Genomic DNA, 23,045 nt, shown 5'->3' on the forward strand with positions numbered 1-23,045 from the left:
AGTTATGGTATGTAGTTTTTTAAAATTGCTGGATTAATCTTAATATAATTCAGAATATTTTGTCAAATAAAAATATGACAAATAAAATGCGGATCAATAGGGGAAACTACTTGCAGAAATGGACGGGGGTTAACGACCCACTGATTAAAGTTAAAGTAGGAGCAGATGCTATGTTATTTTATTTTGAACTTGTCGTCATTTTACTTTGTACGAAATTAGCTGGTGACATTAGTGTAAGACTTGGTCAGCCTTCTGTACTTGGTAAGTTAATTGTCGGTATTATTATCGGTCCGGCTGTACTTGGTATTATTAATAGTTCTGAACTGATTGATGAATTGAGTGAGATTGGTGTTTTGTTACTTATGTTTATGGCGGGACTTGAAACAGATTTAGAAGAGTTAAATCGGAATTTGAAATCGTCGTTTGCAGTAGCGGCCGGTGGAATTATTTTTCCTTTCATCGGTGGTTATGTAACAGGATTGCTGTTTGGATTAATACAATCCCATGCCATTTTTTTAGGGTTATTACTTTGCGCAACATCGGTTAGTATTACGGTGCAGACGCTACGTGATCTAGGAAAAATGAATACGAGAGAAAGTACAACAATTTTAGGTGCTGCCGTATTTGATGATGTCATTGTCGTTATTTTATTAGCATTTGTAATGAGTTTTTTAGGAACACAAGATGTGAATATAACACTTGTCATTGTAAAGAAAATTATTTTCTTTGTAAGTATTGTTTTTATTGCTTGGAAAGTCGTTCCTTGGATTATGAAAATGCTTGTCCCGCTTCGTGTAACAGAAGCGTTAATTAGCGCGGCTCTTATTATTTGTTTCTCTTTTTCTTATTACAGTGAAATGATGGGAATTGCAGGCATTATTGGAGCATTTGCAGCAGGAATTGCTATTTCTCAAACAGAGTATAAGCATGAAGTGGAACATAAAATTGAACCGATTGCTTATGCAATATTTGTTCCAGTATTCTTCGTAAGTATCGGAATGGAAATTACATTTCAAGGCATTGGAAGTCAGCTTTGGTTCATTATTATTATGACTCTCGTTGCGATTTTCACAAAGTTAATCGGATCCGGCTTAGGCGCAAGACTGACAGGATTTAATCGCCAATCTTCTATCAGTATTGGTGCGGGGATGGTATCACGTGGTGAAGTAGCGCTTATCATCGCAGCAAATGGACTTACGGCGAATTTATTAGCGAAAGAAAATTTCACAGCGATTGTTATTGTTGTTATATTGACGACGATTATTACACCGCCACTTTTGAAGAAATATTTTGTATAGACAGGAAGGGCTTATCTGATGTAGGTAAGCTCTTTTTTTATTCCCAAAAGCAATGATCATATAGCATGAAGGGTTTGTAATTATGGTAAAATCTATGTATGTGATATGACAAGGAGAGGGAAGTGTGAAGATTACGAAGGAGAAGGTTATCGGTGTAATCGTACTTATTGCAGTATGTATACCATTTACTGCATGGAAAGAATCAAAAGTGAAAGATTTTCCGGTTTCTATTTTTTCGGAAGAAGCAGATGGTGAGTACGGTCAGAAGCTGAAATATACTGCTTTTTTACCTGATGTTGCGATTTGGATGAACGGTTGGGAAAAGAAGTGGACAGAGGGGGAAAGAACTGTTTATCAAAAAGGGAATCGCATTGTAAATGTGTTTCATCCTCCTGGCGATGATGGTTATTACCTTCTTGAAGCAAGAGAAAATAAGTGAACGCAACCGTAAGAAGTGGAGGTTAAATAGTGAAAGCTTCAACATTACTATTTAAAATTGAAAGTAATATGGATCAATTTTCACCAGCTGAGAAGAAGGTTGCCATGTACATAATGGAGAATGCAGAGATTGTACCGAATTTAACGACGAAAGAAGTGTCAACGAATGCAGGAGCAAGTGAAGCGAGTGTCGTTCGCTTTTGTAAATCGATTGGAATCGGAAGTTTTAAAGCATTTAAGATAGCACTCGTTCGTGAATTAACGATTGCTGATTATAATATTAACGATTTTTCAGTGATGAATACAGAAGATGGACCGTATGATTTATTTAATAAAGTTACTTATGTGAATAAAGCTGCAATTGAGGCGAGTGTTACTGCAATAGATAAGAGGGAACTTGAGAAAGCAGCGGATCGTATTGTCAATGCGGGCAAAATTATATTTTACGGAGTAGGTGGATCAGCTACGCCAGCAATGGACGGGGCTTATAAATTTACGCGGCTTGGATTTACAGCGATGATGCTATCTGATTTTCATATGATGTTGCCACTTGTGACGAATTTAAAAGAAGGTGATATATTTGTTGCGATTTCAACATCTGGTCGAACGAAAGATGTGCTTGAAATGGCGCAGTATGCAAAGAGACAAGGTGCAACTGTTATTGGAATTACGAAATTAGATCAATCATCACCCCTATATAAAGAAGCGGATATTCGCCTTTGTATGCCAGATGTAGAACAAGATCATCGTATTGCGAGTATTGCTTCGAGAATGACACAATTGAATATGATCGATGCTTTATATGTTATTACTTTCAATCGAATTGGTAATAAAGTATTGGATCAATTTATGGAGACGCGAGAAGAAGCGTTGCGGTTACGGAAGTTAAAGTAGAAGAAAAGATGAGGAGACTCATCTTTTTTATTATCTTTGACACAAATATGTCATGTTGTGAAATTTTATTTCATAAAATAAGGAAGGGTTATTGATTTTTAGTTTCTTAAAGTTATAATAAAAGTGTGAAATATAATTTCAAAGAGGGTGGAAATATGTTAGAAAATTTATCGACAGAACATCGTAATGAGAAAACAATGAATCTGGATGAAATGAGCATAAAAGAAGTATTGCAAAGTATGAATGAAGAAGATCGAACTGTTGCGTTAGCAGTTGAAAAAGAGATAGAACAAATTGAAAAGGTTGTACAGACTGTTATTAAATCTTTTGAAGAAGAGGGACGCTTAATTTACATTGGTGCTGGTACGAGTGGTCGTTTAGGTATCCTAGATGCAGTGGAATGTCCGCCGACATTTGGCACGGATGATAAAATGGTGCAAGGATTTATAGCAGGTGGATTGAAAGCGTTTACTAAGGCGGTGGAAGGTGCCGAAGATCGCGAAGAGTTAGCAGAAGAAGATTTAAAAAGTATTGGATTAAATGAGAAAGATACAGTGATTGGAATTGCTGCCAGTGGCAGAACTCCTTACGTAATTGGCGGCTTGAAATACGCACAGAGCGTAGGAGCGAGTACAGCGAGTATTTCTTGTAATAAAAATGCTGAAATAAGTAAATATGCAAATTTAAATGTGGAAGTAGAAACAGGTGCAGAAATATTAACAGGATCAACGCGTTTAAAAGCTGGTACAGCACAAAAATTAGTGCTGAATATGATTTCAACAGCTTCGATGATTGGTGTAGGAAAAGTATATAAAAACTTAATGGTAGATGTTCAATCCACAAATGAAAAGTTAGTAGAACGGTCAAAACGAATTATTGTGGAAGCAACAGGCGCTAGTTATGAAGTAGCGGCAGAGTATTATGAAAAGGCAGAACGTAACGTAAAAGCTGCCATTGTTATGGTGTTGTTGCAGTGTGAGTATGGGGAAGCACTGGAGAAACTAAAATACGCAAAAGGGTTTGTGAAGAAAGCACTATAAAGTAATAGGGAGGGGGATTCTATTATGAAGAAAGAAGAGAGAATGGCCAAGGAAATTTCGGAGCAACTTGGTGGAATAAAAAATATTCGTAGTATTGCTCATTGTATGACGAGACTACGTTTAACGCTTCATGATGAAAGTAAAGTAAATATGGACCTTTTGAAAAAAGTTGAAGGCGTTATGGGTGTTATAGAAGATGAGACGCTTCAAGTTGTCGTTGGTCCAGGAACAGTAAATAAAGTAGCAGCTGAAATGGAAGGTTTGACAGGACTACGAATTGGTGAGGTAGCAGATCATCACCTTGAAGATATTGGGCAAGAGATGAAATCAGAGATTAAGAAGAAAAATAATACACCGGTGAAAAACTTTTTACGAAAAATAGGAAGTATTTTCATCCCATTAATTCCGGGGCTTGTTGCGTCAGGAATTATAAACGGGGTTGCTAACTTTGCGAAAAATGCTGGTGCTGATCCAAATGCAACGTGGTTACAAATGTTACTACTCATTGGCGGCGGTATCTTTACATTCTTAGGAATTTTAGTCGGCTGGAATACAGCGAAAGAATTTGGCGGGACACCGGTTCTTGGGGCAATTGCTGGTATTTTAATTTTCAACCCGGCGATGGCAAACGTAAAATTGTTTGGTGAAGCATTAGTGCCCGGACGGGGCGGATTGTTTGCAGTTATTTTTGCAGCATGGCTTATGGTTGTAGTGGAAAGACAAGTTCGAAAAGCAGTGCCAAACGCAGTTGATATTATCGTGACACCACTCATTACTGTATTAGTTGTAAGTATCGTAACGATGTTAGCCATTCAGCCATTAGCAGGTTTCTTATCAGATGGTATTACGAGCGGAATTAATGCTATTTTAAATATTGGCGGAGCATTTGCTGGCGCAGTACTTGCGGGAACATTTTTACCTCTCGTTATGGTCGGATTGCATCACGGTTTAACACCAATTCATATGGAATTTATTAATCAAACACACGTAACACCTTTATTACCAGTGCTCGCAATGGCTGGTGCTGGCCAAGTGGGCGCAGCAATTGCGATTTATGTGAAAACAAAAAACAAACGACTTCGAAATGTAATTAAAGGTGGATTGCCAGTTGGCTTTTTAGGAATTGGTGAGCCGTTATTATACGGGGTGACATTACCACTTGGGAAACCGTTTATTACTGCTTGTTTAGGAGCGGCTGTCGGTGGTGCATTCCAAGCAGTTATGCAAACAGCTTCTCTTGGAATTGGCGTATCAGGGCTATCTTTAATTCCGTTAATTGCTGACAATAAATATTTACTCTATTTCTTAGGTTTAGTAATTGCATATGCTTTCGGATTTATCTTTACGTATTTCTTCGGATTTAAAGAAGAAATGGCAGAAAACATATAGAGAAAGGGATTCCTTTCTCTTTTTCTATTAATAGAAAGGGAGATTTATATGATCGGAGTTTCCATTTATCTTTCAAAAGAACGAGTAGAGAAACAAGAAGAGTGGCTAAAAGTAGCGAAGGAAAATGGGTTTACATCTATTTTTACATCACTGCACATTCCAGAAGATGATCCAAATACGTATAAAGAGTTAATTCAAATATTAGGGAAACAAGCTCTTGCACATGAAATGGAGTTAATGGTTGATGTTTCTCCAAAATCGTTACATCATTTAGGGCTAACATATGAAAATGTGGAAGAACTATTGGACTGGGGCATTACCGGTTTAAGAATGGATTACGGCATTGCGCCAAAAGAAATTGCAAGCGTATCTCATAAGATGAAAGTAGCTTTAAATGCGAGTACGATTACAAAGCCATTTTGGAAAGAATTACTTGCAGAACATATAAGAGTAGAGAATGTAGAAGCGTGGCATAATTTTTATCCACGTCCAGAGACGGGACTAGCAAAGTCCTTCTTACAAAAACAAAATCAATATTTACAGGAGTGCGGAATAAAAACGATGGCATTTATTCCAGGAGATGCGGAAAAACGTGGTCCGTTATATGAAGGGTTACCAACGTTAGAAAAACATCGCAATATGCGCCCGCTTGAAGCGTACTTAGAACTTGTTCAAGATTGTGGTGTTGATAAAGTATTGATTGGAGATATAAGCGCAAGTTTGGAAAGTATGCAAGAAGTAGCTAGTGCGAGTAGAGGGATTATTCCATTGCGTTACAAATCATTTATAACTGATAAAGAAGTATTAAAAGTGGTGGAGCAAGTGCATACAAATAGACTAGATCCGGCTCGTGATGTTATTCGATCTGTAGAATCAAGGGAAGGAAATAGAGTGGTTTTACAGCCGATGCATACAATTGTAAGAAAGAAAGGCAACATTACAATTGATAATGAATTGTACGGTAGATATGCAGGGGAGATGCAAGTTGCTACACATGATTTACCTGTAGATGAGAAAGTGAATGTTGTTGGAATAGTTGTGGAAGAGGACGTTTCTTTACTGCCTTATATTGGCGCTGGAAAAATGTTTCAACTTTTTCTATGCGATAGAATAAAAGCTTGAATTAGCGCTATTTTGTAGGAAAACATTATCCGTAAAACGGATAATGTTTTTTGTTTTCTTTAAAAAAGTATTTGACGAATGAAATAAAATACCGTATTGTTTTGACTTGTAAATAAAAGTTCACCATAACAAAACAAAAAGGAGAGTTCAAAATGAATCAATATATTGGGAATTTAATTATTCGTATCGTGTTAGGAGTTACGTTCTTTGCACACGGTTTAGCAAAGTTTCAATCAGGTATCGATAATGTAGCAGGATGGTTTACAAGCATCGGTTTACCAGGTGGCCTTGCATACGGCGTAGCAACTGTAGAATTAGTTGGTGGTATATTATTAATTATCGGTTTAGGTGTACGATATGTAGGATTGTTATTCGCTCTTATTTTAGCTGGAGCTATCGTAAAGGTAAATGGAGCAGCAGGTTTATTAGGAGATGGAAAGAATCCAGGATATGAATTAGATCTTGCATTATTATCAATGGGTGCGTATTTATTCGTAGTAAAAGCAGAAGGATATGTAGATCGTTTCTTAAAAGAGAAAGTAATGAAAACGAAGTAAATTTTATTTATAAATGTTGACTTGAAGAAGTATTGTAACTATAATGATTACAACAAATAGATTAAGAGTAAAACAATTTAAATATTTTTTTACACAAGATGTAACTGTATAGGTTACATCTTGTGTAAAAATAAATAAACGGGAGGAAGTAATATGCCTAAATCAAATTTAGAAATTATTCAAAGCACGTATGAAGGATCAGCGTCTTCGAATGCAAAGCATTTAGCAGAAGCCTTCTCTGAAAAAGTGGAATGGACAGAGGCAGAAGGTTTCCCGTACGGCGGAACATATAAAGGCGTAGAAGCTATAATGGAAAATGTATTTAGCCGTTTAGGATCAGACTGGGATGATTATAAAGCAAGTGTAAATACATATCATGAAGTAAACGGAAAAGATGTAATTGTTGCTGAAGGTATGTATTCTGGAGTTTATAAAGAAACAGGAAAATCATTTGAAGCAGAATTTGTTCATGTATGGCAGCTTGAAAATGGAAAAATCGTGAAGTTTAAGCAGTATGTAGATAGTCATATTGTTAGGGAAGCGATGAAGAGCTAATGCTTTTTAAATGGATTGTAGGTATATGTATTACCATTATGGTAATCATCTCTTCTATAGTTGGCGGAAAGAAATTGCTTGCATATGTGGAAAAAGAAAATACAAATATTCAAACCGAGCGAGCGGCAAACGAAAAAGAGAAAAAAGCTGCAGAAGAAGCCCCGCAAATTAGTGAAGGTGAAATTATTTCTACTATGCATAAAATGGTGCACCAAAAGGTAAAATCCTCTGAAAAATGGGGATTTGTAGAGATGACAAAAAAGGAAATTTCTAATGTAAAAAGAGATATTGAAAATAGTACAGGTTTTCAATATAAAATGAAGTTATTTTCTATTATAAATAGATGGGAAAAAGGAGATTTTTCTCAAACTGTTGAGGAGCATAACTTTTTATGGAGCCTTCAAGGTGGAGATACTGGCAAGGCGACGGAACGTTTATCGCCAGAAGAGGAAAAGCAGTATATAAAAGAAATGAAGAGAAAATAAAAACATCGCCAACCCAGATGACGATGTTTTTTCATTAAGAATGTTTTCGCATTAAAGGTCTAACAGGCTGAACGGCAACAGTTTTAAAATGAGAAAATAAATAACATCCTGTTACAACGACAATTGTCCCTAAAATTTGTATCCACGTTAATTCTTCTCCGAGGAATATGAATGCTAAAATGGCTGTGAAAATTGGATTGAAGTTTAGAAAAATACCTGATGTAGTTGCGCCTAATTTTTGTACGCCAATATTCCAAAATACCATACAAAGAACTGTCGAAATAAGCCCAGTATATAAAAGTGATGTGATGAAAGAAGTATTTATATTTGAAACAGTGAAGCTACCTATGTTAAACGGTAGTAATAAAATAACGCCGAAAATACCAGAGTACAACGTTGCCATAAGTGGTGAAGTTGTTTTTGTTGCCCATTTACTACAAACAGAATAGATTCCCCAAATACAAACTGCTGCAATCATCCATAAATCGCCGCTATTAAAATGTAGTGAAAATAAAAGCGAGAAATCACCTTTTAATAGGACGAGGATAACCCCGAAGAATGAAAGAATCATGGATAGGATTTGAAGTGTATTTACTTTTTCTTTTAGAAATAATACTGAAAATAATGCGATTGAAATTGCATTCAATGTAGAGATAAGACCTACATTCGTAGCGGATGTTTTTTCTAATGCTAAAAATTGAAAGATGTTAAAAAGAGCGACCCCTGAAATTCCCATCAATATTAAAGGAAGTATTGCGGTACGTGGTGGAAGGATTTTCTTTTCTTTAAACCATACCATCGGTAATAAACAAACAATCGCAATCATCCATCTTAAATTTGTCAATGTCATCGGCGATGCATGATCGACGAGTGATTTTCCAACGACAAAATTTCCTCCCCATAATAAGCTCGTTAGTAATAGTAAAAAGACGTAAAAATAAGGCATGCTAAAATCCCCTTTTTTGTAATCAATACGAATTGTAAATAATTTTAGCATTTTTCTTTATTATGTAATATATTCTTTTGTATAATGGTGAAAACTCGATAAAATATTTAGTTGCGAATGATATTTACGGAATGATATTCAGTTTTTTGTAAGGTATAAGGTGTTTTTTCGAATAATCATCGGTAAGAAAAAAGGGGGAATTGTAATGGAGTCGTCTGTTATTAAAGTGTTGGATGATTTGGATGTACAAATTTTAGATATATTGCAGAAGGAGTCACAAGTAAGTAATGCAGAGCTGGCACGTCGCGTTAATTTATCACCGGCTGCGATGCATGCAAGAATAAAAAGATTGGATGGGGAAGGTTTCATCGATAAGCAAGTTGCGATTTTAAATCAAGAAAAGCTTGGGTTTGATTTATTATGTTTTATTTTTATGAGTACGAATATTCATCAATTTGACAAGTTGGAAGTGTTGGAGAAAGAATTAGAATCGATGCCGGAAGTGTTAGAATGTCACTGTTTAACAGGAGAGTACGATTATTTATTAAAGGTTGCAAATCGTGATCGTAAAGAACTAGAGCAGTTTATTAGAAAGTTGAATAAGCTTGGTATTACAAGGATACAGACAAGTTTAGCACTTCGTGAAATTAAATATTCGACGGTATTGCCGATACGAAATGAGGAACCGAGCATCGATTAGATTGCTTGGTTTTTGTTTGTATAAATTGATTGACGAGGAGAAAAGAGAGATGTATTATTATATAAAATTATGAATTAAAATTCATTTTAAGTTATAAATATTAATATTGAGGGGCAAGGGGATGTAATATGAAAATCTGTAATGCAGTGACGAGTGATGTGAAAGAAATTTATAGTCTTATTGAGGTTTATGCAAAAGAGGGAGTTGTTTTACCACGTTCTCTTTTGTCTCTTTATCAATATTTGCAATGTTTATATGTTATGAAAGAAGATGAGAGAATTGTTGGAGTTGCTGGATTGCATGTATTAGGAGAAGATCTTGCAGAAATACGATCGTTAGTAGTTTCGCATACATATGCAGGGAAAGGGATAGGGCGTATGCTTGTAAATCATGTAATGGAGGAAGCTACGAAAATAAATGTAAGAAGAGTAATTTCCTTAACATATGAAACAGTATTTTTTCAAAAGTGTGGATTTGATTTTATAAATAAAGAAGCGTTGCCAGAGAAAGTATGGATTGATTGTAGACATTGTCCAAAGGTGGATTATTGTGATGAAGTGGCGATGGTTCGGTATGTTGGATGAAAATTTTATAGAGAAAAAGTTCCCACTATTATTTACATATATAGTGGGAACATATATTTCCATAAGAAATGGACAGGTTATTAAGAATTTGAATTCTTTTGTCTCACGGCAAAATTATAAAGTGGATCTTTAAGTTCATAGTTATACGTTAAACCGTCGACAATTCCTACAACTTTATCACTATCATAAAGGTCGAGCATAAATTGTGCCATTTGTTTTGCAGTGTGGAATTTTGGTACAACATTATCATATTGGAATTCATCAATATCAAATGAACGCTTCGCAAATTCTGTTTCAGTTGCAGCAGGAGCTAAAACTTTTGCTTGCAGTTTTGCGCCTTGTTCTTTCAGTTCGTGAGACAGCCCTTCTGTAAATGCACTTACATAGAATTTCGTAGCGCAATACGTAACAGCATCAGCAACAATTGTGTATCCGCCGCCCGATGAAACGTTAATAAGCTGTGTTCCATCAACCATTGAATAATCTCGAACGAAAAGAGAAGAGAGTATTGTTAGTGCTTCTATATTTACATGTAACATCGTTTCGATTTTATTTAAATTTTGTTCAGCAATTGAGGCGAAATTACCAAAACCTGCGTTGTTAATCCACGTTTCAATTTGAAAAGATTGTAGGCTTTCATAAAGTTTATAAACATCTTCAGTAACAGATAAATCAGTTCTTCGAATGACAACATCCAATTCTGGATGCATTTCGTTAATTTTCAATTTTAATTCGTTTAATTCTTCTTGTCTTCGAGCTACAAGTACTAAATTTTTTCCGCGAGATGCAAATGCTAAAGCTGCTTCATAACCAATTCCGGAACTTGCGCCAGTAATAACAGTGTATTTCATATAAAATCCCCCTAAATTCAAATTAATTTATGGTTAGATTGTATTTGTTAGAGTATACTCTAAGTCAAACGTTTTTTATAAATTTGATACGGTTATAAAATATATGAGGGTAAGCATGTGAAGGGAGTTTTAGTATGTACACAATTAGCGAGGTAGCAAAATTATTAGGCGTGAGCACACATACACTACGTTATTATGAAAAGGAAAATATATTAATTGCAAATCGTGATACAAATGGAAATCGACTTTACGAAGAGTCACATATAAAGTGGTTGCAATTTGTAATGAAATTAAAACAAACGCAAATGCCAATAGCGAAAATAAGAGAATACGCTAGATTATATACAGAAGGGGAGCATACAACAGAAGCTCGTTTACAGCTCCTAGAAGATCATAGGAAATCTATTCAGATTCAAAGAGAAAACTTAGAAGTTACAGAGAAGATGCTTGAGAATAAAATTCGTGCATACAAAAGCTCATTGGAAAATAAATAGATGGTTGTTATGTGATGAAAAATGGATTTGATCTATGAGTATTTCATCATGGTGTGCGGATAAATAAAAAAGAGCAGCTAGCAAAAGCTAACTGCTCCATTCAAGGGATCTCTCCAAGGGGGAGTGGAGAAAATATTATGTTACTAGCAGTATTGACAGATTATTAAGAAATATACAAATCAGATGAAAGAAATTTTAAATAAACTTTCGGCATTGACAGTTTTTAAAATGTTCATGTACAATATATATGAATGACATTCAGTCATTTTTATGTGACAGGATGCAGTTAGCTTAGAAATGGAACAAATACAATGGTAAATGAGGATGATAGTTGTTTTTATATAGTATTGATGAAAGAGTATATTTTTTTAAAACAAAAATGACTGATAGTCAGTCATAAGAGGTGAGAGGTATGAAAAATAGAGCTTGGTTATATGTCATATTAACATGTATCTTTGAAATTTTTTGGGTGTTTGGTTTTAATACGGCTAATACTTGGTGGCATTGGATTATTATTTTAGGAGTTATTGCTATTGATTTTCACTTCCTTTCTAAAGCGTGTGAACATCTTGCAACAGGGACTGTATATGCTGTTTTCGCCGGAGCTGGTACGGTAGGTACTTTCTTAATGGATGTATTTCTTTTCGGTGGAAGTTTCAGCGCAGGCAAACTATTCTTCATTCTTATGGTAGTAGCCGGCGTTATCGGTTTAAAGCTAGCTGATAATAAAGAAGAAACTGTGGAAGGAGCTGCTTAAAAATGGGTTGGTTTTTCGTATTTTGTGCTGCAATTAGTGAAATAGTCGGTGTGATAGGACTTAAAATGTATAGTAAAGATAAGACATTGGCCAATGGTGCGATTTATATAGGCGGGTTTGCTACATCCTTCGCATTTTTGTATACTTCCTTCTTATTTTTACAAGTAAGTGTCGCGTATGCGGTTTGGATTGGTATCGGAACAGCAGGTGCAGTTTTGTTAAACATGTTCTTGTTTGGTGAGTCGAAAAGTAAAGCGCGTATCATTAGTGTGTTTCTTATTGTATGTGGAGTGACAGGATTAAAGGCACTTTCTTAAAGATATATTGTATTTTTATCTCCTAATTGTTTATTAGGAGATTTTATTATAAAAAAATGATTTCCTCTTAGAGTTCACTATCATTGACAGTACAATCGATTATCTTATAAAATGAGTGACAGTCATTCAATATGCGTGTGAAAGGGTTTAGATGATGAATAAAAAAGAGAAAATTGTCTATGCAGCTATTGAAGTGTTTCAGGAAAAGGGCGTCGAAAAAACGAAGATTTCTGATATCGTGAAATTAGCTGGCATTGCGCAAGGAACTTTCTATTTATATTTTCCTTCTAAGCTATCTGTTATGCCTGCAATAGCAGAAGTGATGGTTGAAAAGATGATACTTGCAGTGAAAGAGAAAGTACAAAAAGATGTACCTTTTTCAAATAAAGTGGCACAAGTAATCGATGCGGTGTTTCACTTTATAGAGGAATACCGTGAAATACAAGCTTTAATGTATGCGGGTCTTGCATCTACAGAACATATAAAAGAGTGGGAAGCTGTGTATGAGCCTCTTTATATGTGGTTAAGCGAATTTTTAAGTGAGGCGAAAGAAGCTGGTGAAATTCGTGATTCGGTTCACGCAGAACGAACAGCGAAGCTATTTATCGCTCTTGTTGAATCAGCAGCGGAACAAGTTTATTTATATGATCATAAAGATGATGAGCAAGTGGATTTGCAAAAGGCAGAAGTACTAGATTTTTTAACACATGCACTACATATAAAGAAGTAGTAAGATGAGCCTGTCTGAAAAGGTAGGTTCATTTTTGAGGAAAACTGAATGATAGTCATTCACCTAATGCTTATGTATGTGTGGAAGGATAGAGTGAAATTCTAATGAGTGGAGGAATCTTCACTCATTACTAGCCCGCAAAGAGCAGGATAAAGAAAAAGCTTCTTGGGTATTATTTTTTGAGAGGAACTTACGGGAAGAGGTGTTAAAAAGTGAAGAAACCGATAAAAGAACAAAAGATGGTATTGGTCATTCTTTTGAGTAATATATTTATCGCTTTTCTAGGGATTGGATTAATCATTCCGGTTATGCCGTCCTTTATGAATGATATGCATTTAACAGGGAAGACGATGGGATATCTCGTTGCAGTGTTTGCAATGGCACAGCTCATTACTTCACCTATTACAGGCCGGTGGGTTGATCTTTACGGTAGGAAGAAAATGATAATCATTGGATTATTTATTTTTGGTGTTTCAGAGCTTCTTTTTGGATTAGGAAAAGATGTGTGGATGCTTTATGTAGCAAGGGTATTAGGCGGAATTAGTGCTGCTTTTATTATGCCTGGTGTTACGGCATATGTTGCGGATATTACATCTATTCAGGAACGTCCAAAGGCGATGGGATACTTATCTGCGGCTATTAGTACTGGATTCATTATAGGGCCTGGAATCGGCGGATTTATTGCAGAATACGGCATACGTGTGCCGTTTTTCGTTGCAGCAGCAATTGCCTTTATAGCATGTGTGATTTCAATCTTTATTTTAAAAGAACCGTTAACGAAAGAAGAACTTGCAGAGATTTCTTCTAATACGAAAGAATCAAGTTTTATTGGTGATTTAAAGAAATCATTACATCCAATGTATGCAATTGCATTTATTATCGTATTTGTACTCGCATTCGGATTATCAGCGTATGAAACAGTGTTTAGCTTATTTTCTGATCATAAATTTGGTTTCTCGCCGAAAGATATTGCAGCAATTATTACAATCAGTTCAATCTTTGGGGTAGTTGTGCAAGTATTTATGTTTGGCAAATTGGTAGACATGTTCGGTGAGAAAGTATTAATCCAAATATGTTTAATTGTAGGTGCAGTATTAGCATTCGTCTCAACTGTAGTCTTTAATTATTGGATTGTACTTCTCGTTACTTGCTTCATTTTCTTAGCATTTGATTTACTTCGTCCAGCTTTAACGACGTTTTTATCAAAAGCAGCTGGAAAAGAGCAAGGATTCGTTGCTGGGATGAACTCGACTTATACGAGTTTAGGAAATATCGCAGGGCCAGCGATGGGCGGAATATTATTTGATATGAATATTCATTATCCATATGCATTTTCAGGCGTTGTTTTAATAATTGGTCTCGGCATTACATTTATGTGGAGAGAGAAACAGCTGGCTGAGAGTTTTGCGAAGTAATAAAACCCCTTACGACGGTAAGGGGTTTTTGTTTTATAAACTTAATCCAAACCGTTTTAATTCAATAAAAATCCCCTCTAATTGCTTTCCTTTATCCGTTAATGTGTACTCTACACGAGGCGGAACTTCTGGATATACTTTTCTCGTTATAATGCCTTGAGATTCTAATTCCTTTAGTCGAAGCGATAATGTTTTTGGACTAATCCCATCCATTGATTTTTGTAAATCACTAAAGCGTAATGTTCCTTCGATAAGAAGATCACGAATGATTAAAAATGTCCATTTTGTACTAATTACATCAAGCGTTTTAGCGATAGGACAAGGTATGCCCGGTAAACCTTTCGTTAATTCAACTGGATCTATATTGCTCATGGAACTAGCCTCCATAAAATTTTTTTAGATGAATTTGCTTTATAGTATCACAAAACTATACTTTTGGTAACTATATGAAAAAAATATCACTACTTCCATAAAGGAAGTTAGTGCATATACAATAGTAATACGAAACATAAAGGATTTATATGAGGAGGTGGTGATTTCCATGGGGATAAAAAAGTTATTTGGATTCCTTAGTTTGTTTGTTATTTGTATTGTGCTTGTAGCATGCGGCGCGGAACAAAAAGGTGAAGTTCAGTTATTAAAAGAAATGCCAAGGCCAAAAGCAATGACAATTGATCCCTCACTAAGTAAAAAAGAAGCGACAGAAATGGTTCATGCGGCGCAGCGTTTTTATGCATTTTGGGATACAGGTAAGGAGGAACTTATTCCGCAGACTGTTACTAAAGATTTCTTCGATAATACATTGCCGAAAGGGCGACCACAAGGCATTGAAGGATTAAAGTTTGCAGCGCAAAATTTTCGTAAAGTTGTGCCTGATATACATTGTGAGATTGAAGACTTATTAGTTGTTGGTGATAAAGTAACAGCCCGTCTTTCTTTTACAGGAACGCATAATGGTAAGAAAATTAATTTTTTTGCAATTGATATTTTACATGTGAAAGACGGAAAGATAACGGAAGATTGGCATTTAGAAGATAATCTTACACTACAGCAGCAACTCGGCTTAATAGCCGAAGAGTAGATCATATAGGGGAGAGAAAAGTAATGAAAAATATATTTATTATAAATGGACATGAAAAATACGGTACAAAGGAAGGACGATTAAATAGAACGTTAGTAGATTATATGGTTACTGTATTAGGCGAGAATCATCATGTGAAAACAACAACGATTCAAGATGGTTACAATATTAAAGAAGAACAAGATAAGTTTTTATGGGCCGATGTTGTTATTTATCAAACACCAATTTATTGGTTTAGTGTTCCAGGCTTATTTAAAACGTATATGGATGAAGTATATGAATATGGTTTGTTCTTTAAAGGTGCAGATGAATATGGAACAGGTGGTTTATTAAAAGAGAAAGAGTATATGTTCTCTACAACTTGGAATGCACCTGAAAAAGCATTTGGAGATAAGACGAAGTTCTTTGAAGGAGAAAGTTTAGAATCAGCGCTTAGTCATTTACACCGCGTGCAAAAGTTTCTCGGTATGAGTCCGTTAAAGAGTTTTGCTTGTTATGATGTGGTGAAGAATCCAGATATTGAGCAATATTTATTGAACTTGAAAGATCACTTAGATGAAGTAATTAAATAATAGTTTATATTTGTATGTGAAGAAGGTACTACTAAGGATGTAGTACCTTCTCGTTTATGAAATACGTTGAAAATCTTTACTTATACAGGACTGTTTTAGTTTTTTTGATTTGATTAAATGTTTTATATCAGAGATGTTATCGTATGAAAGCTGAGTATGATAATAGTTAATGTACTCAAGTAATGCAAAAATATAAATAAATAGAGTGAATGATAGCCCACCTAAAGGTAAGTGAGGATACCAAATTATAAAATCAATAGTAAACGTAATAAATCCCGTAATAATGAATGCTATATTTATCTTTTTAAGTATTTTTAAATATTGAATCATCCTAATGGGCGTAACAGATGTTTTCTCTTTTTTTAGTCGTTTCCACTTTACGTACCAGTAAATTACTCCTTGTAATAAGATAAACTCTAAAAGAAGAAATGAGACCCAAAAAGAATATAGGGAATATAAATGTAACGTAGGATAAGCATAATTAAGTAAGTAACTTGTGAAAATAAAAGTAATGACTGAAAATAACTCACCTGTGTATAGATAAGAAAGTCTTTTTTCTAGGGTGCGTTTCATGTTTTTTCTCCTTTTATAAAAACTCACACTTTAATACGTGGATGGTTGTATCCATAACTTCGCAAAATTTGCCCAACCAAATGAATCAATTGTTACGTTTTTTAAAGAAGAAGGGTATGTTTTTCTTTTTAAAACGTGATAGTTAAATAAAATGATGTGTTCTGCTTGTAAAAACTCTTCAATCTCATACATGAGTTCATAACGCTTTTCTTTATTTTCTTCTAGTAAAAATGTATCTAGTAAACAGTTAATTTGTTTTTCGTAGTGCGGGTCCATGAACCGATTTACGAAGCAACTTTTATTTTTAAATACATTTAAGAATGCAATTTCATGATTGGCAGCAAAGACTTCTCCCATGAAAATAATATCAGCATGTTTATCAATAGAGCGATCCATATAATCTGAAACGGGAAATGAGTGAAGCTCTACTTGTATACCTAAACTTTCACATCGTTCTTTTAAGAAATATGCATCATTTGCACTATCTTTAAATGCGAAGAAGTAAATATGTATCGTTTCTCCATTATATGTACTCTTTTTCAAATACTCTTTTGCTTTTTCTAAAGAGTAGGATCTTCTTGTTGCAAGGCGGCTTCTATCAGGGAAGAAGCTTGATGCAGCAATTGTCCGTCTACCCTCTATGTTACGAAGTATCATTTCAACATCATATAGTTCTCTCCAAGCTTTTCGAAAGTAAATGTCGTGATGAGGACCAGGTTTTTTAAAGTTGAAGCTAGCATAAATACAACCTATTTCTTCTATTTGTATATCATGCCTTTCATTTTCCTCTTCGTTTGGTAGTTCATAATCAGCATCTATTTGCACATGGTCAGGAATACCCCAAAATTCAATACGGTCTAATAACGCGCGCTCTTTAAAATAATGGGTGAACGCTTCGAGTACGATATTATCTTCAGAGTAATGAGCAAGTTTGAAAGGTCCAGTACCTATATAATGATGATTTTGAATACTCGTATCACGCGGTAAAATTGCGAGCTGCATGGAACTTACATAGTGTAAGAAAAATAAATTTGGTTTTGCTAAATGGAATCGAATTTGCAGTGGTGATGGTGTTTCAATTTGAATAATTTCTTCTGTTAACCATTCGAAAGGGGATTGAACTTGTTTTAGTCTTTCAAATGAAAATTGTACATCTTTAGAAGTTAAAATTGTTTCGTTATGAAAATATATATCTTTTCGTAAATAAAAGGTCCACGTAAGTCCATCTTCACTTAATTCCCACGTATGCGCAATGTGAGGCTCCATTTTTTCAGTAACATCGTTATAGACGACTAACGTATCAAAAATTTGACTCGTAAGATGGCTCTCTGTAGTTACAGCCACAAAAGCCGGATCTAATGGGAATATCTTTCTCGATATAGGAATCTTTAATACGTCGTACATATCATTTGAAGGTTCGTATCCAAAATGATGATGTAGTTTATTTTCTATCTTTTTTTGAAGTGCAAGGGGTAGAGGTTCTTTTAAAAGAAGAAAAACATCCTTTAATTTTTCTTGCGCTAACAGTTCATCTGTATAGGATTCAATCGCTTCTACGAAATTATGTATAAATAGAATTTCCGTTTTATTTCCGCGGCCTCGCCCTGGAGTCCAGCTAATTAATTGTTCCTCGCTCATTTTCTTTAATAAAATCTTTACGTTTTTCGTACTGCAATATAAAACATCCGCTAATTCTTGTAAGCTATTTTGTATATGTTTTTGATCTTGTGCATGTAGTCTTAGTCTAATGTAATAGTCCATAATTTTCATATATACACTTCCTTCTATCTATAAAAGGGGAAACTCTTTAGAATATTCTAACCTTTTTCTTCCTTTTTTTCAAAGTAAAATAAGTAAGCATAAGGAGGAGGAAATAATGGGATTTTGGAGTATGCATCGAAATATAAAAATTAGAATTATAACTTCGTTTTTAACACGTACTGTGTCCACGATGATTTTTCCATTTATGGCGATTTATTTTTCAATAAAGTTAGGTAGTGCGATTGCTGGTGCTTTACTACTCATTAATGTCATAGCTTCATTAGTAATTGGTTTATACGGTGGATATGTTGGGGATCGGCTTGGGCGTAAAAAGGTTATGATTATCGGTCAAAGTATACAAGTCATTTCTATTGCTTGTATGGGAGTTGCGAATTCGGATTATGTAGATTCACCGTGGTTAACATTTATCTTTATGCTAGTGAATAGTTTAGGATCTGGACTTATGAATCCTGCGACAGAGGCGATGTTAATTGATGTGAGTACACCTGAAAATCGAAAAGTAATGTACAGCATTAATTATTGGGCTATTAATTTATCCATTGCGATTGGAGCAATATTTGGTGGATTACTATTTGAAAACTATAGATTGCAATTGTTTATCGTATTAACTCTTGTTGCGATTATTACTCTATATGTGATGGCTGTGTATATGGAAGAAGTGTATGTAGCACGAAAAACGGTGGAGAAGAAAAATGTATTAAAAGGTATGGCAGATAGTTATAAAGTCGTGATGAAAGATAAAGCATTTTTAATTTTTTGTGCAGCGAGTATATGTACATTGTCTTTAGAGTTTCAAATTAATAATTATTTAGGTGTTCGCTTGCAGAAGGAATTTGAAACGGTGCACTTTTTATTCGGGAATGGTATTACGTTTGATTTAACAGGGATTCGCATGCTGAGCTGGATTTCTGCAGAGAATACAATTTTAGTTGTGTTATGTTCAGCACTTCTTATTAAAATGCTGAAAAGCTTCAACGATTTGAAAATCTTATATGTAGGTTTATTCATTTATACAATTGGATTTACAATACTCGGAACGAGCAATAGCTTATGGATTTTATTAATTGCAGGGCTTTTCCAAACGGTAGGTGAGATGATGTATGTGCCAGTGCGTCAATCTATTATGGCAGATATGGTGCCAAATGAGGCAAGAGGTTCTTATATGGCGATTAACGGAATGGTCTTTCAAGTGGCAAAAATGAACGGGGCATTAGGTGTTATGCTAGGTTCATTTATTGCCTCTTGGGGCATGAGTGCTCTGTACTTTATCGTTGGTATGAGCAGTATTTTACTATTTATGAAAGCGATAGGGAAAGAGAAGTATGAGGATGAGAGAAATGTTTCTCAAATTGGATGAAACTATATAAAAAGCGAACCAGTTATACTGGGATTCGCTTTTTATATAATTTTTAGAACGGATCAACTTCAGCTAAATTTGGAGTAGTACTAGGCTGTAGCAAAAGATTTTTTAATGTGCCTACTTCAGAAAGCGTTACTAATATGTAGCCACTAATCAGTACAATTAGCCCAATAACGCGTAACGTTTGTAAGCTCACTTCATTATTATTCGTTTCCGTTGGATTTGGGGGCGTTGAAGGTGGATTGTTATTCATAAATAAGGCTCCCATCTTTTGTATTTATATATGTGCGAAATCATTATTTAACTTATGGATAGGAATTATATAGTCATTTTCACTATATGAGAACTGCCTATGAAAAGTGATAAGGAATTTTTGGGCGAGAAAAAGGGGGAATCCAAAAGATTATTAAAACTGAACTTTTGGATTCCCCTCTTTTTATTTATCTTGCTATTTGTGGTGGTCGGATTGCCTGTAAACGACCAGTTGGTGGGGGCTAATTAATCAGTGGGGGATGAATAAAACCTCACTGATTAACTATTTTCATGTAAATAAAAGGAGGTTAGTTATCCTAATATACGCAACGATTCTTCAATAAACGCTGGGATGTCCTCTGGCTGTCTACTTGTTACTAGCTGATTTTGACATACGACAACCTCTTTGTCATGAAAGTTCCCGCCGGCATTTTTTAAATCGACTTCAATAGATTTATATCCAGTTACATCACGTCCTTCAAGTGTTTGTGCAGTGATGAGTAGCTGAGGTCCGTGACAAATAGCGAAAACGGGTTTGTCCGCATCCATAAATGCTTTACTAAAGCGAACAAAACGTTCATCTGCACGAAGTATATCTGGGGAGAACCCGCCTGGTATGAAGAGGGCATCAAAGTTTTCTGGAGAAACATCGTCAATACTTTTATCAATTACGACTTCACTTTTTCCTTGTTTACCGTGTACCGTTTTCCCTTTTTCCATTTCAATAGTTGTTAATTCATATCCCTTTTGTTTAAAAGCTCCTACTGGCTCTGTGTATTCTGTGTCCTCGAAATAATCCGTTATTAAAATAGCAATTTTTTTACTCATTCTAATCCGCTCCTTATATTATATTATCGGTTCCAGAATCTTCCTTGGGCAATACCTTCTATAAATGATTCAATTGAAGTGTTTGTTAAGTTATAAACTCCTGCTCCATCTAATTTAATTTTACTATTGTCCAAAGCATGAGGATTACTAAGGACATGAGCTATCGGTTTAAAATGTTTAAAAGTAGTTTCTGTAAATTCTAAAACAGGGGGGTGAATGACAGACTCACTACTAAACACTAATACTGCATCAAAAAGCGAAGAGTCTGTTGTTGTATAAGTATCAGTTACTTTAATGGAATCATTGAAATGATAAATTTTATTATCTATGATGCTATAGTTCATTCGGTGCTGTGCAAAAGCTTGAATCCATTCGGACAGAAGGGAGACGCTTGGGTCACCATTTAATAGAATTGCGACATTTTTAGAATCAGATTTAAAAATAGTATTGGACATACTTAGTGCAGGTGATTTTGCATCTGAATTTACTTCGTGATTTTCTTTAGGTAAAGGAGCTCCAACAATGTTAGCGACTTCTTGTGCTAATTGACGATCGACGTGGTTTAGGAGAGCAATTACATTTGCCTTCACCATGTCTGATTTACACTTCCCAACTTCAAAGCAAAAAGCTTCTTTTATGTGCTGCTTTTCAATAGGGCTCATACTATTGTAGAAAAGTTTAGCCTGAGAATAAAAGTTAAGAAAGCTTTTACTACGACCTCTAATTTTATGCCCATCAATCTTTTCTTGATAATGTTCATATCCTCCTTGTTCGGCTTGGACGGTTGCAGGTTGATTGTTATTTAATCCGTTAGGATGATAGCTTGTTTGACCGCGATGAATCTGCATTTGATGCATACCATCACGTTGATTATTATGAAAAGGACATACGGGTTGATTGATAGGGATTTGATGGGAATTAGGGCCCCCTAAACGAGATAATTGTGTATCTGTATAGGAGAATAATCTTCCTTGCAGAAGAGGGTCATTTGAAAAATCAATACCTGGTACGACATGACCAGGGTGAAAAGCTACCTGCTCTGTTTCAGCAAAGAAGTTATCAACATTTTTGTTCAATGTCATTTTACCAACTAATTTTACGGGAACTTCTTCTTCTGGCCATAATTTCGTTGGATCTAAAATATCAAAATCAAATTTATGTTCATCTTCTTCTGGAATTAACTGTAATCCAAGCTCCCATTCAGGATAATCCCCTTTTTCAATTGCTTCGTATAAATCTTGACGATGAAAATCAGGATTTTTCCCAGCAATCCTTTGAGCTTCATCCCATACTAATGAATGAACCCCAAGGGTAGGTTTCCAGTGAAACTTTACGAAATGGGCTTTTCCTGCTGTGTTAATGAGTCGAAATGTGTGAACTCCAAAACCTTCCATCATTCGTAAACTACGCGGAATAGCTCGGTCGCTCATTTGCCACATGACCATATGAGTGGACTCAGGATTATGCGCAACAAAGTCCCAAAAGGTATCATGAGCGCTAGCTCCTTGAGGAATATCATTATGTGGTTCTGGTTTAACTGCATGGACAAAATCAGGAAATTTAATAGCATCTTGGATAAAGAATACGGGCATATTATTACCCACTAAATCATAGTTTCCTTCATCTGTATAAAATTTTGTGGCGAATCCGCGTACATCTCTTACTGTGTCGTTGGATCCTTTAGAACCTTGAACGGTTGAGAACCGTACAAATACAGGTGTTTTCTTTGAAGGATTAGTAAGAAAATCTGCTTTCGTATATGCTTCTAACGATTCATAAAGCTGAAAATAACCATGAGCGCCAACTCCGCGTGCATGAACAATCCTTTCAGGAATTCGTTCATGATCAAAGTGGGTCATTTTCTCGCGAAAGTGGAAATCCTCCATTAAGGTTGGGCCTCTTAAGCCCATCTTTAAAGAAAATTCATCCTCGGCTATTTTTACTCCTTGGTTTGTTGTTAAAGCATGTTTGCGTTGATTATCCGTAACATGGTGCTTCAATTGCTCCATTTTTTTATTCACAATA

The 23,045-nt window shown here is 35.2% G+C and carries 28 protein-coding genes; 20 read left to right on the top strand and 8 right to left on the bottom strand.

Going from position 1 to position 23,045, the window contains the following annotated elements; genetic code table 11:
- Window positions 1–74 precede the first annotated feature (74 nt).
- The 9 genes from MR107_RS13155 to MR107_RS13195 all read left to right on the top strand — a co-directional run bounded on the left by MR107_RS13155 (window position 75) and on the right by MR107_RS13195 (window position 7,778).
- Window positions 75–1,298 (top strand): cation:proton antiporter, encoded by a 1,224-nt coding sequence (locus MR107_RS13155; RefSeq protein WP_060852387.1) that lies wholly within the window; start codon window positions 75–77, stop codon window positions 1,296–1,298.
- Between the two features lie 124 nt (window positions 1,299–1,422).
- Window positions 1,423–1,737 carry a hypothetical protein gene (locus MR107_RS13160; protein WP_000704958.1) on the top strand — a complete coding sequence of 105 codons (315 nt, stop codon included), beginning with the start codon at window positions 1,423–1,425 and terminating at the stop codon, window positions 1,735–1,737.
- A gap of 29 nt (window positions 1,738–1,766) precedes the next feature.
- Complete coding sequence (locus tag MR107_RS13165; protein ID WP_000648173.1) at window positions 1,767–2,630, top strand: MurR/RpiR family transcriptional regulator; 864 nt, start codon at window positions 1,767–1,769, stop codon at window positions 2,628–2,630.
- Between the two features lie 155 nt (window positions 2,631–2,785).
- Window positions 2,786–3,670: an N-acetylmuramic acid 6-phosphate etherase gene (murQ, locus tag MR107_RS13170; protein WP_000892350.1), complete on the top strand. Its 885-nt coding sequence runs from the start codon at window positions 2,786–2,788 to the stop codon at window positions 3,668–3,670.
- A gap of 24 nt (window positions 3,671–3,694) precedes the next feature.
- The gene (locus MR107_RS13175) at window positions 3,695–5,059 is read left to right on the top strand and encodes a PTS transporter subunit EIIC (RefSeq protein WP_000711293.1); all 1,365 of its coding nucleotides are present in this window, start codon (window positions 3,695–3,697) and stop codon (window positions 5,057–5,059) included.
- A 48-nt stretch (window positions 5,060–5,107) separates the two neighbouring features.
- On the top strand, window positions 5,108–6,181 hold the full coding sequence (locus tag MR107_RS13180; RefSeq protein WP_078385959.1) for a DUF871 domain-containing protein: 1,074 nt from the start codon (window positions 5,108–5,110) through the stop codon (window positions 6,179–6,181).
- A 152-nt stretch (window positions 6,182–6,333) separates the two neighbouring features.
- A complete protein-coding gene (locus MR107_RS13185) occupies window positions 6,334–6,738 on the top strand; it encodes a DoxX family protein (protein WP_001077751.1) in 405 nt (134 codons plus the stop codon).
- A 153-nt stretch (window positions 6,739–6,891) separates the two neighbouring features.
- Complete coding sequence (locus MR107_RS13190) at window positions 6,892–7,293, top strand: nuclear transport factor 2 family protein (protein WP_001126699.1); 402 nt, start codon at window positions 6,892–6,894, stop codon at window positions 7,291–7,293.
- Window positions 7,293–7,778 (top strand): PRK06770 family protein, encoded by a 486-nt coding sequence (locus MR107_RS13195; RefSeq protein ID WP_000897995.1) that lies wholly within the window; start codon window positions 7,293–7,295, stop codon window positions 7,776–7,778. The genes MR107_RS13190 and MR107_RS13195 overlap by 1 nt, the downstream gene beginning before the upstream one ends.
- A gap of 34 nt (window positions 7,779–7,812) precedes the next feature.
- Here MR107_RS13195 and MR107_RS13200 read toward each other — a convergent pair whose 3' ends face one another.
- Entirely contained in the window at window positions 7,813–8,724 is a 912-nt protein-coding gene (locus MR107_RS13200) for a DMT family transporter (protein WP_001146236.1), read from the bottom strand.
- Window positions 8,725–8,929: 205 nt separating this feature from the next.
- Here MR107_RS13200 and MR107_RS13205 point away from each other — a divergent pair, with 205 nt between their 5' ends.
- Together MR107_RS13205 and MR107_RS13210 are read left to right on the top strand one after the other, a co-directional pair.
- A complete protein-coding gene (locus tag MR107_RS13205; protein ID WP_000446097.1) occupies window positions 8,930–9,424 on the top strand; it encodes an Lrp/AsnC family transcriptional regulator in 495 nt (164 codons plus the stop codon).
- A 128-nt stretch (window positions 9,425–9,552) separates the two neighbouring features.
- Complete coding sequence (locus MR107_RS13210; protein ID WP_000686663.1) at window positions 9,553–10,008, top strand: N-acetyltransferase; 456 nt, start codon at window positions 9,553–9,555, stop codon at window positions 10,006–10,008.
- 80 nt (window positions 10,009–10,088) lie between these two features.
- On the opposite strand, the gene MR107_RS13215 is transcribed toward MR107_RS13210, so the two are convergent.
- Window positions 10,089–10,859, bottom strand: coding sequence for an SDR family NAD(P)-dependent oxidoreductase (locus MR107_RS13215; RefSeq protein ID WP_242292426.1), 771 nt, complete (start codon window positions 10,857–10,859; stop codon window positions 10,089–10,091).
- 134 nt (window positions 10,860–10,993) lie between these two features.
- Here MR107_RS13215 and MR107_RS13220 point away from each other — a divergent pair, with 134 nt between their 5' ends.
- The 5 genes from MR107_RS13220 to MR107_RS13240 all read left to right on the top strand — a co-directional run bounded on the left by MR107_RS13220 (window position 10,994) and on the right by MR107_RS13240 (window position 14,572).
- Window positions 10,994–11,353, top strand: a complete 360-nt coding sequence (locus MR107_RS13220; protein WP_000288066.1) for a MerR family transcriptional regulator — start codon at window positions 10,994–10,996, stop codon at window positions 11,351–11,353.
- Window positions 11,354–11,765: 412 nt separating this feature from the next.
- Window positions 11,766–12,110 carry a DMT family transporter gene (locus tag MR107_RS13225; protein WP_017656912.1) on the top strand — a complete coding sequence of 115 codons (345 nt, stop codon included), beginning with the start codon at window positions 11,766–11,768 and terminating at the stop codon, window positions 12,108–12,110.
- Window positions 12,111–12,112: 2 nt separating this feature from the next.
- Window positions 12,113–12,427, top strand: coding sequence for a DMT family transporter (locus tag MR107_RS13230; protein ID WP_000539671.1), 315 nt, complete (start codon window positions 12,113–12,115; stop codon window positions 12,425–12,427).
- A 151-nt stretch (window positions 12,428–12,578) separates the two neighbouring features.
- Window positions 12,579–13,157 carry a TetR/AcrR family transcriptional regulator gene (locus tag MR107_RS13235; protein WP_002025356.1) on the top strand — a complete coding sequence of 193 codons (579 nt, stop codon included), beginning with the start codon at window positions 12,579–12,581 and terminating at the stop codon, window positions 13,155–13,157.
- Between the two features lie 212 nt (window positions 13,158–13,369).
- Window positions 13,370–14,572: an MFS transporter gene (locus MR107_RS13240; RefSeq protein WP_242292427.1), complete on the top strand. Its 1,203-nt coding sequence runs from the start codon at window positions 13,370–13,372 to the stop codon at window positions 14,570–14,572.
- Window positions 14,573–14,605: 33 nt separating this feature from the next.
- Here MR107_RS13240 and MR107_RS13245 read toward each other — a convergent pair whose 3' ends face one another.
- A complete protein-coding gene (locus tag MR107_RS13245) occupies window positions 14,606–14,944 on the bottom strand; it encodes a winged helix-turn-helix transcriptional regulator (protein ID WP_000065115.1) in 339 nt (112 codons plus the stop codon).
- Between the two features lie 169 nt (window positions 14,945–15,113).
- Between MR107_RS13245 and MR107_RS13250 the strand changes: the two genes are divergently transcribed.
- Entirely contained in the window at window positions 15,114–15,653 is a 540-nt protein-coding gene (locus tag MR107_RS13250) for an ester cyclase (RefSeq protein WP_242292428.1), read from the top strand.
- A 23-nt stretch (window positions 15,654–15,676) separates the two neighbouring features.
- Window positions 15,677–16,225 carry an NAD(P)H-dependent oxidoreductase gene (locus tag MR107_RS13255; protein WP_000789191.1) on the top strand — a complete coding sequence of 183 codons (549 nt, stop codon included), beginning with the start codon at window positions 15,677–15,679 and terminating at the stop codon, window positions 16,223–16,225.
- Between the two features lie 54 nt (window positions 16,226–16,279).
- Here the strand turns inward: MR107_RS13255 and MR107_RS13260 are convergent, their stop codons facing one another.
- Window positions 16,280–16,798, bottom strand: a complete 519-nt coding sequence (locus MR107_RS13260; protein ID WP_000831576.1) for a hypothetical protein — start codon at window positions 16,796–16,798, stop codon at window positions 16,280–16,282.
- A gap of 30 nt (window positions 16,799–16,828) precedes the next feature.
- Window positions 16,829–18,568, bottom strand: a complete 1,740-nt coding sequence (locus tag MR107_RS13265) for an SgrR family transcriptional regulator (protein WP_242292429.1) — start codon at window positions 18,566–18,568, stop codon at window positions 16,829–16,831.
- 106 nt (window positions 18,569–18,674) lie between these two features.
- Between MR107_RS13265 and MR107_RS13270 the strand changes: the two genes are divergently transcribed.
- Window positions 18,675–19,937, top strand: a complete 1,263-nt coding sequence (locus MR107_RS13270; RefSeq protein WP_000508207.1) for an MDR family MFS transporter — start codon at window positions 18,675–18,677, stop codon at window positions 19,935–19,937.
- A 52-nt stretch (window positions 19,938–19,989) separates the two neighbouring features.
- On the opposite strand, the gene MR107_RS13275 is transcribed toward MR107_RS13270, so the two are convergent.
- The gene (locus MR107_RS13275; protein ID WP_001063866.1) at window positions 19,990–20,193 is read right to left on the bottom strand and encodes a hypothetical protein; all 204 of its coding nucleotides are present in this window, start codon (window positions 20,191–20,193) and stop codon (window positions 19,990–19,992) included.
- 99 nt (window positions 20,194–20,292) lie between these two features.
- Between MR107_RS13275 and MR107_RS13280 the strand changes: the two genes are divergently transcribed.
- Complete coding sequence (locus tag MR107_RS13280; RefSeq protein ID WP_162900581.1) at window positions 20,293–20,442, top strand: hypothetical protein; 150 nt, start codon at window positions 20,293–20,295, stop codon at window positions 20,440–20,442.
- Between the two features lie 62 nt (window positions 20,443–20,504).
- On the opposite strand, the gene MR107_RS13285 is transcribed toward MR107_RS13280, so the two are convergent.
- Window positions 20,505–21,020, bottom strand: coding sequence for a type 1 glutamine amidotransferase domain-containing protein (locus MR107_RS13285; RefSeq protein WP_000037548.1), 516 nt, complete (start codon window positions 21,018–21,020; stop codon window positions 20,505–20,507).
- A 23-nt stretch (window positions 21,021–21,043) separates the two neighbouring features.
- Complete coding sequence (locus MR107_RS13290; protein ID WP_242292430.1) at window positions 21,044–23,041, bottom strand: catalase; 1,998 nt, start codon at window positions 23,039–23,041, stop codon at window positions 21,044–21,046.
- Window positions 23,042–23,045: the final 4 nt, after the last annotated feature.

This window comes from Bacillus cereus group sp. BfR-BA-01441, assembly GCF_022663075.1.
GTDB classification, from domain to species: Bacteria; Bacillota; Bacilli; order Bacillales; family Bacillaceae_G; genus Bacillus_A; species Bacillus_A cereus.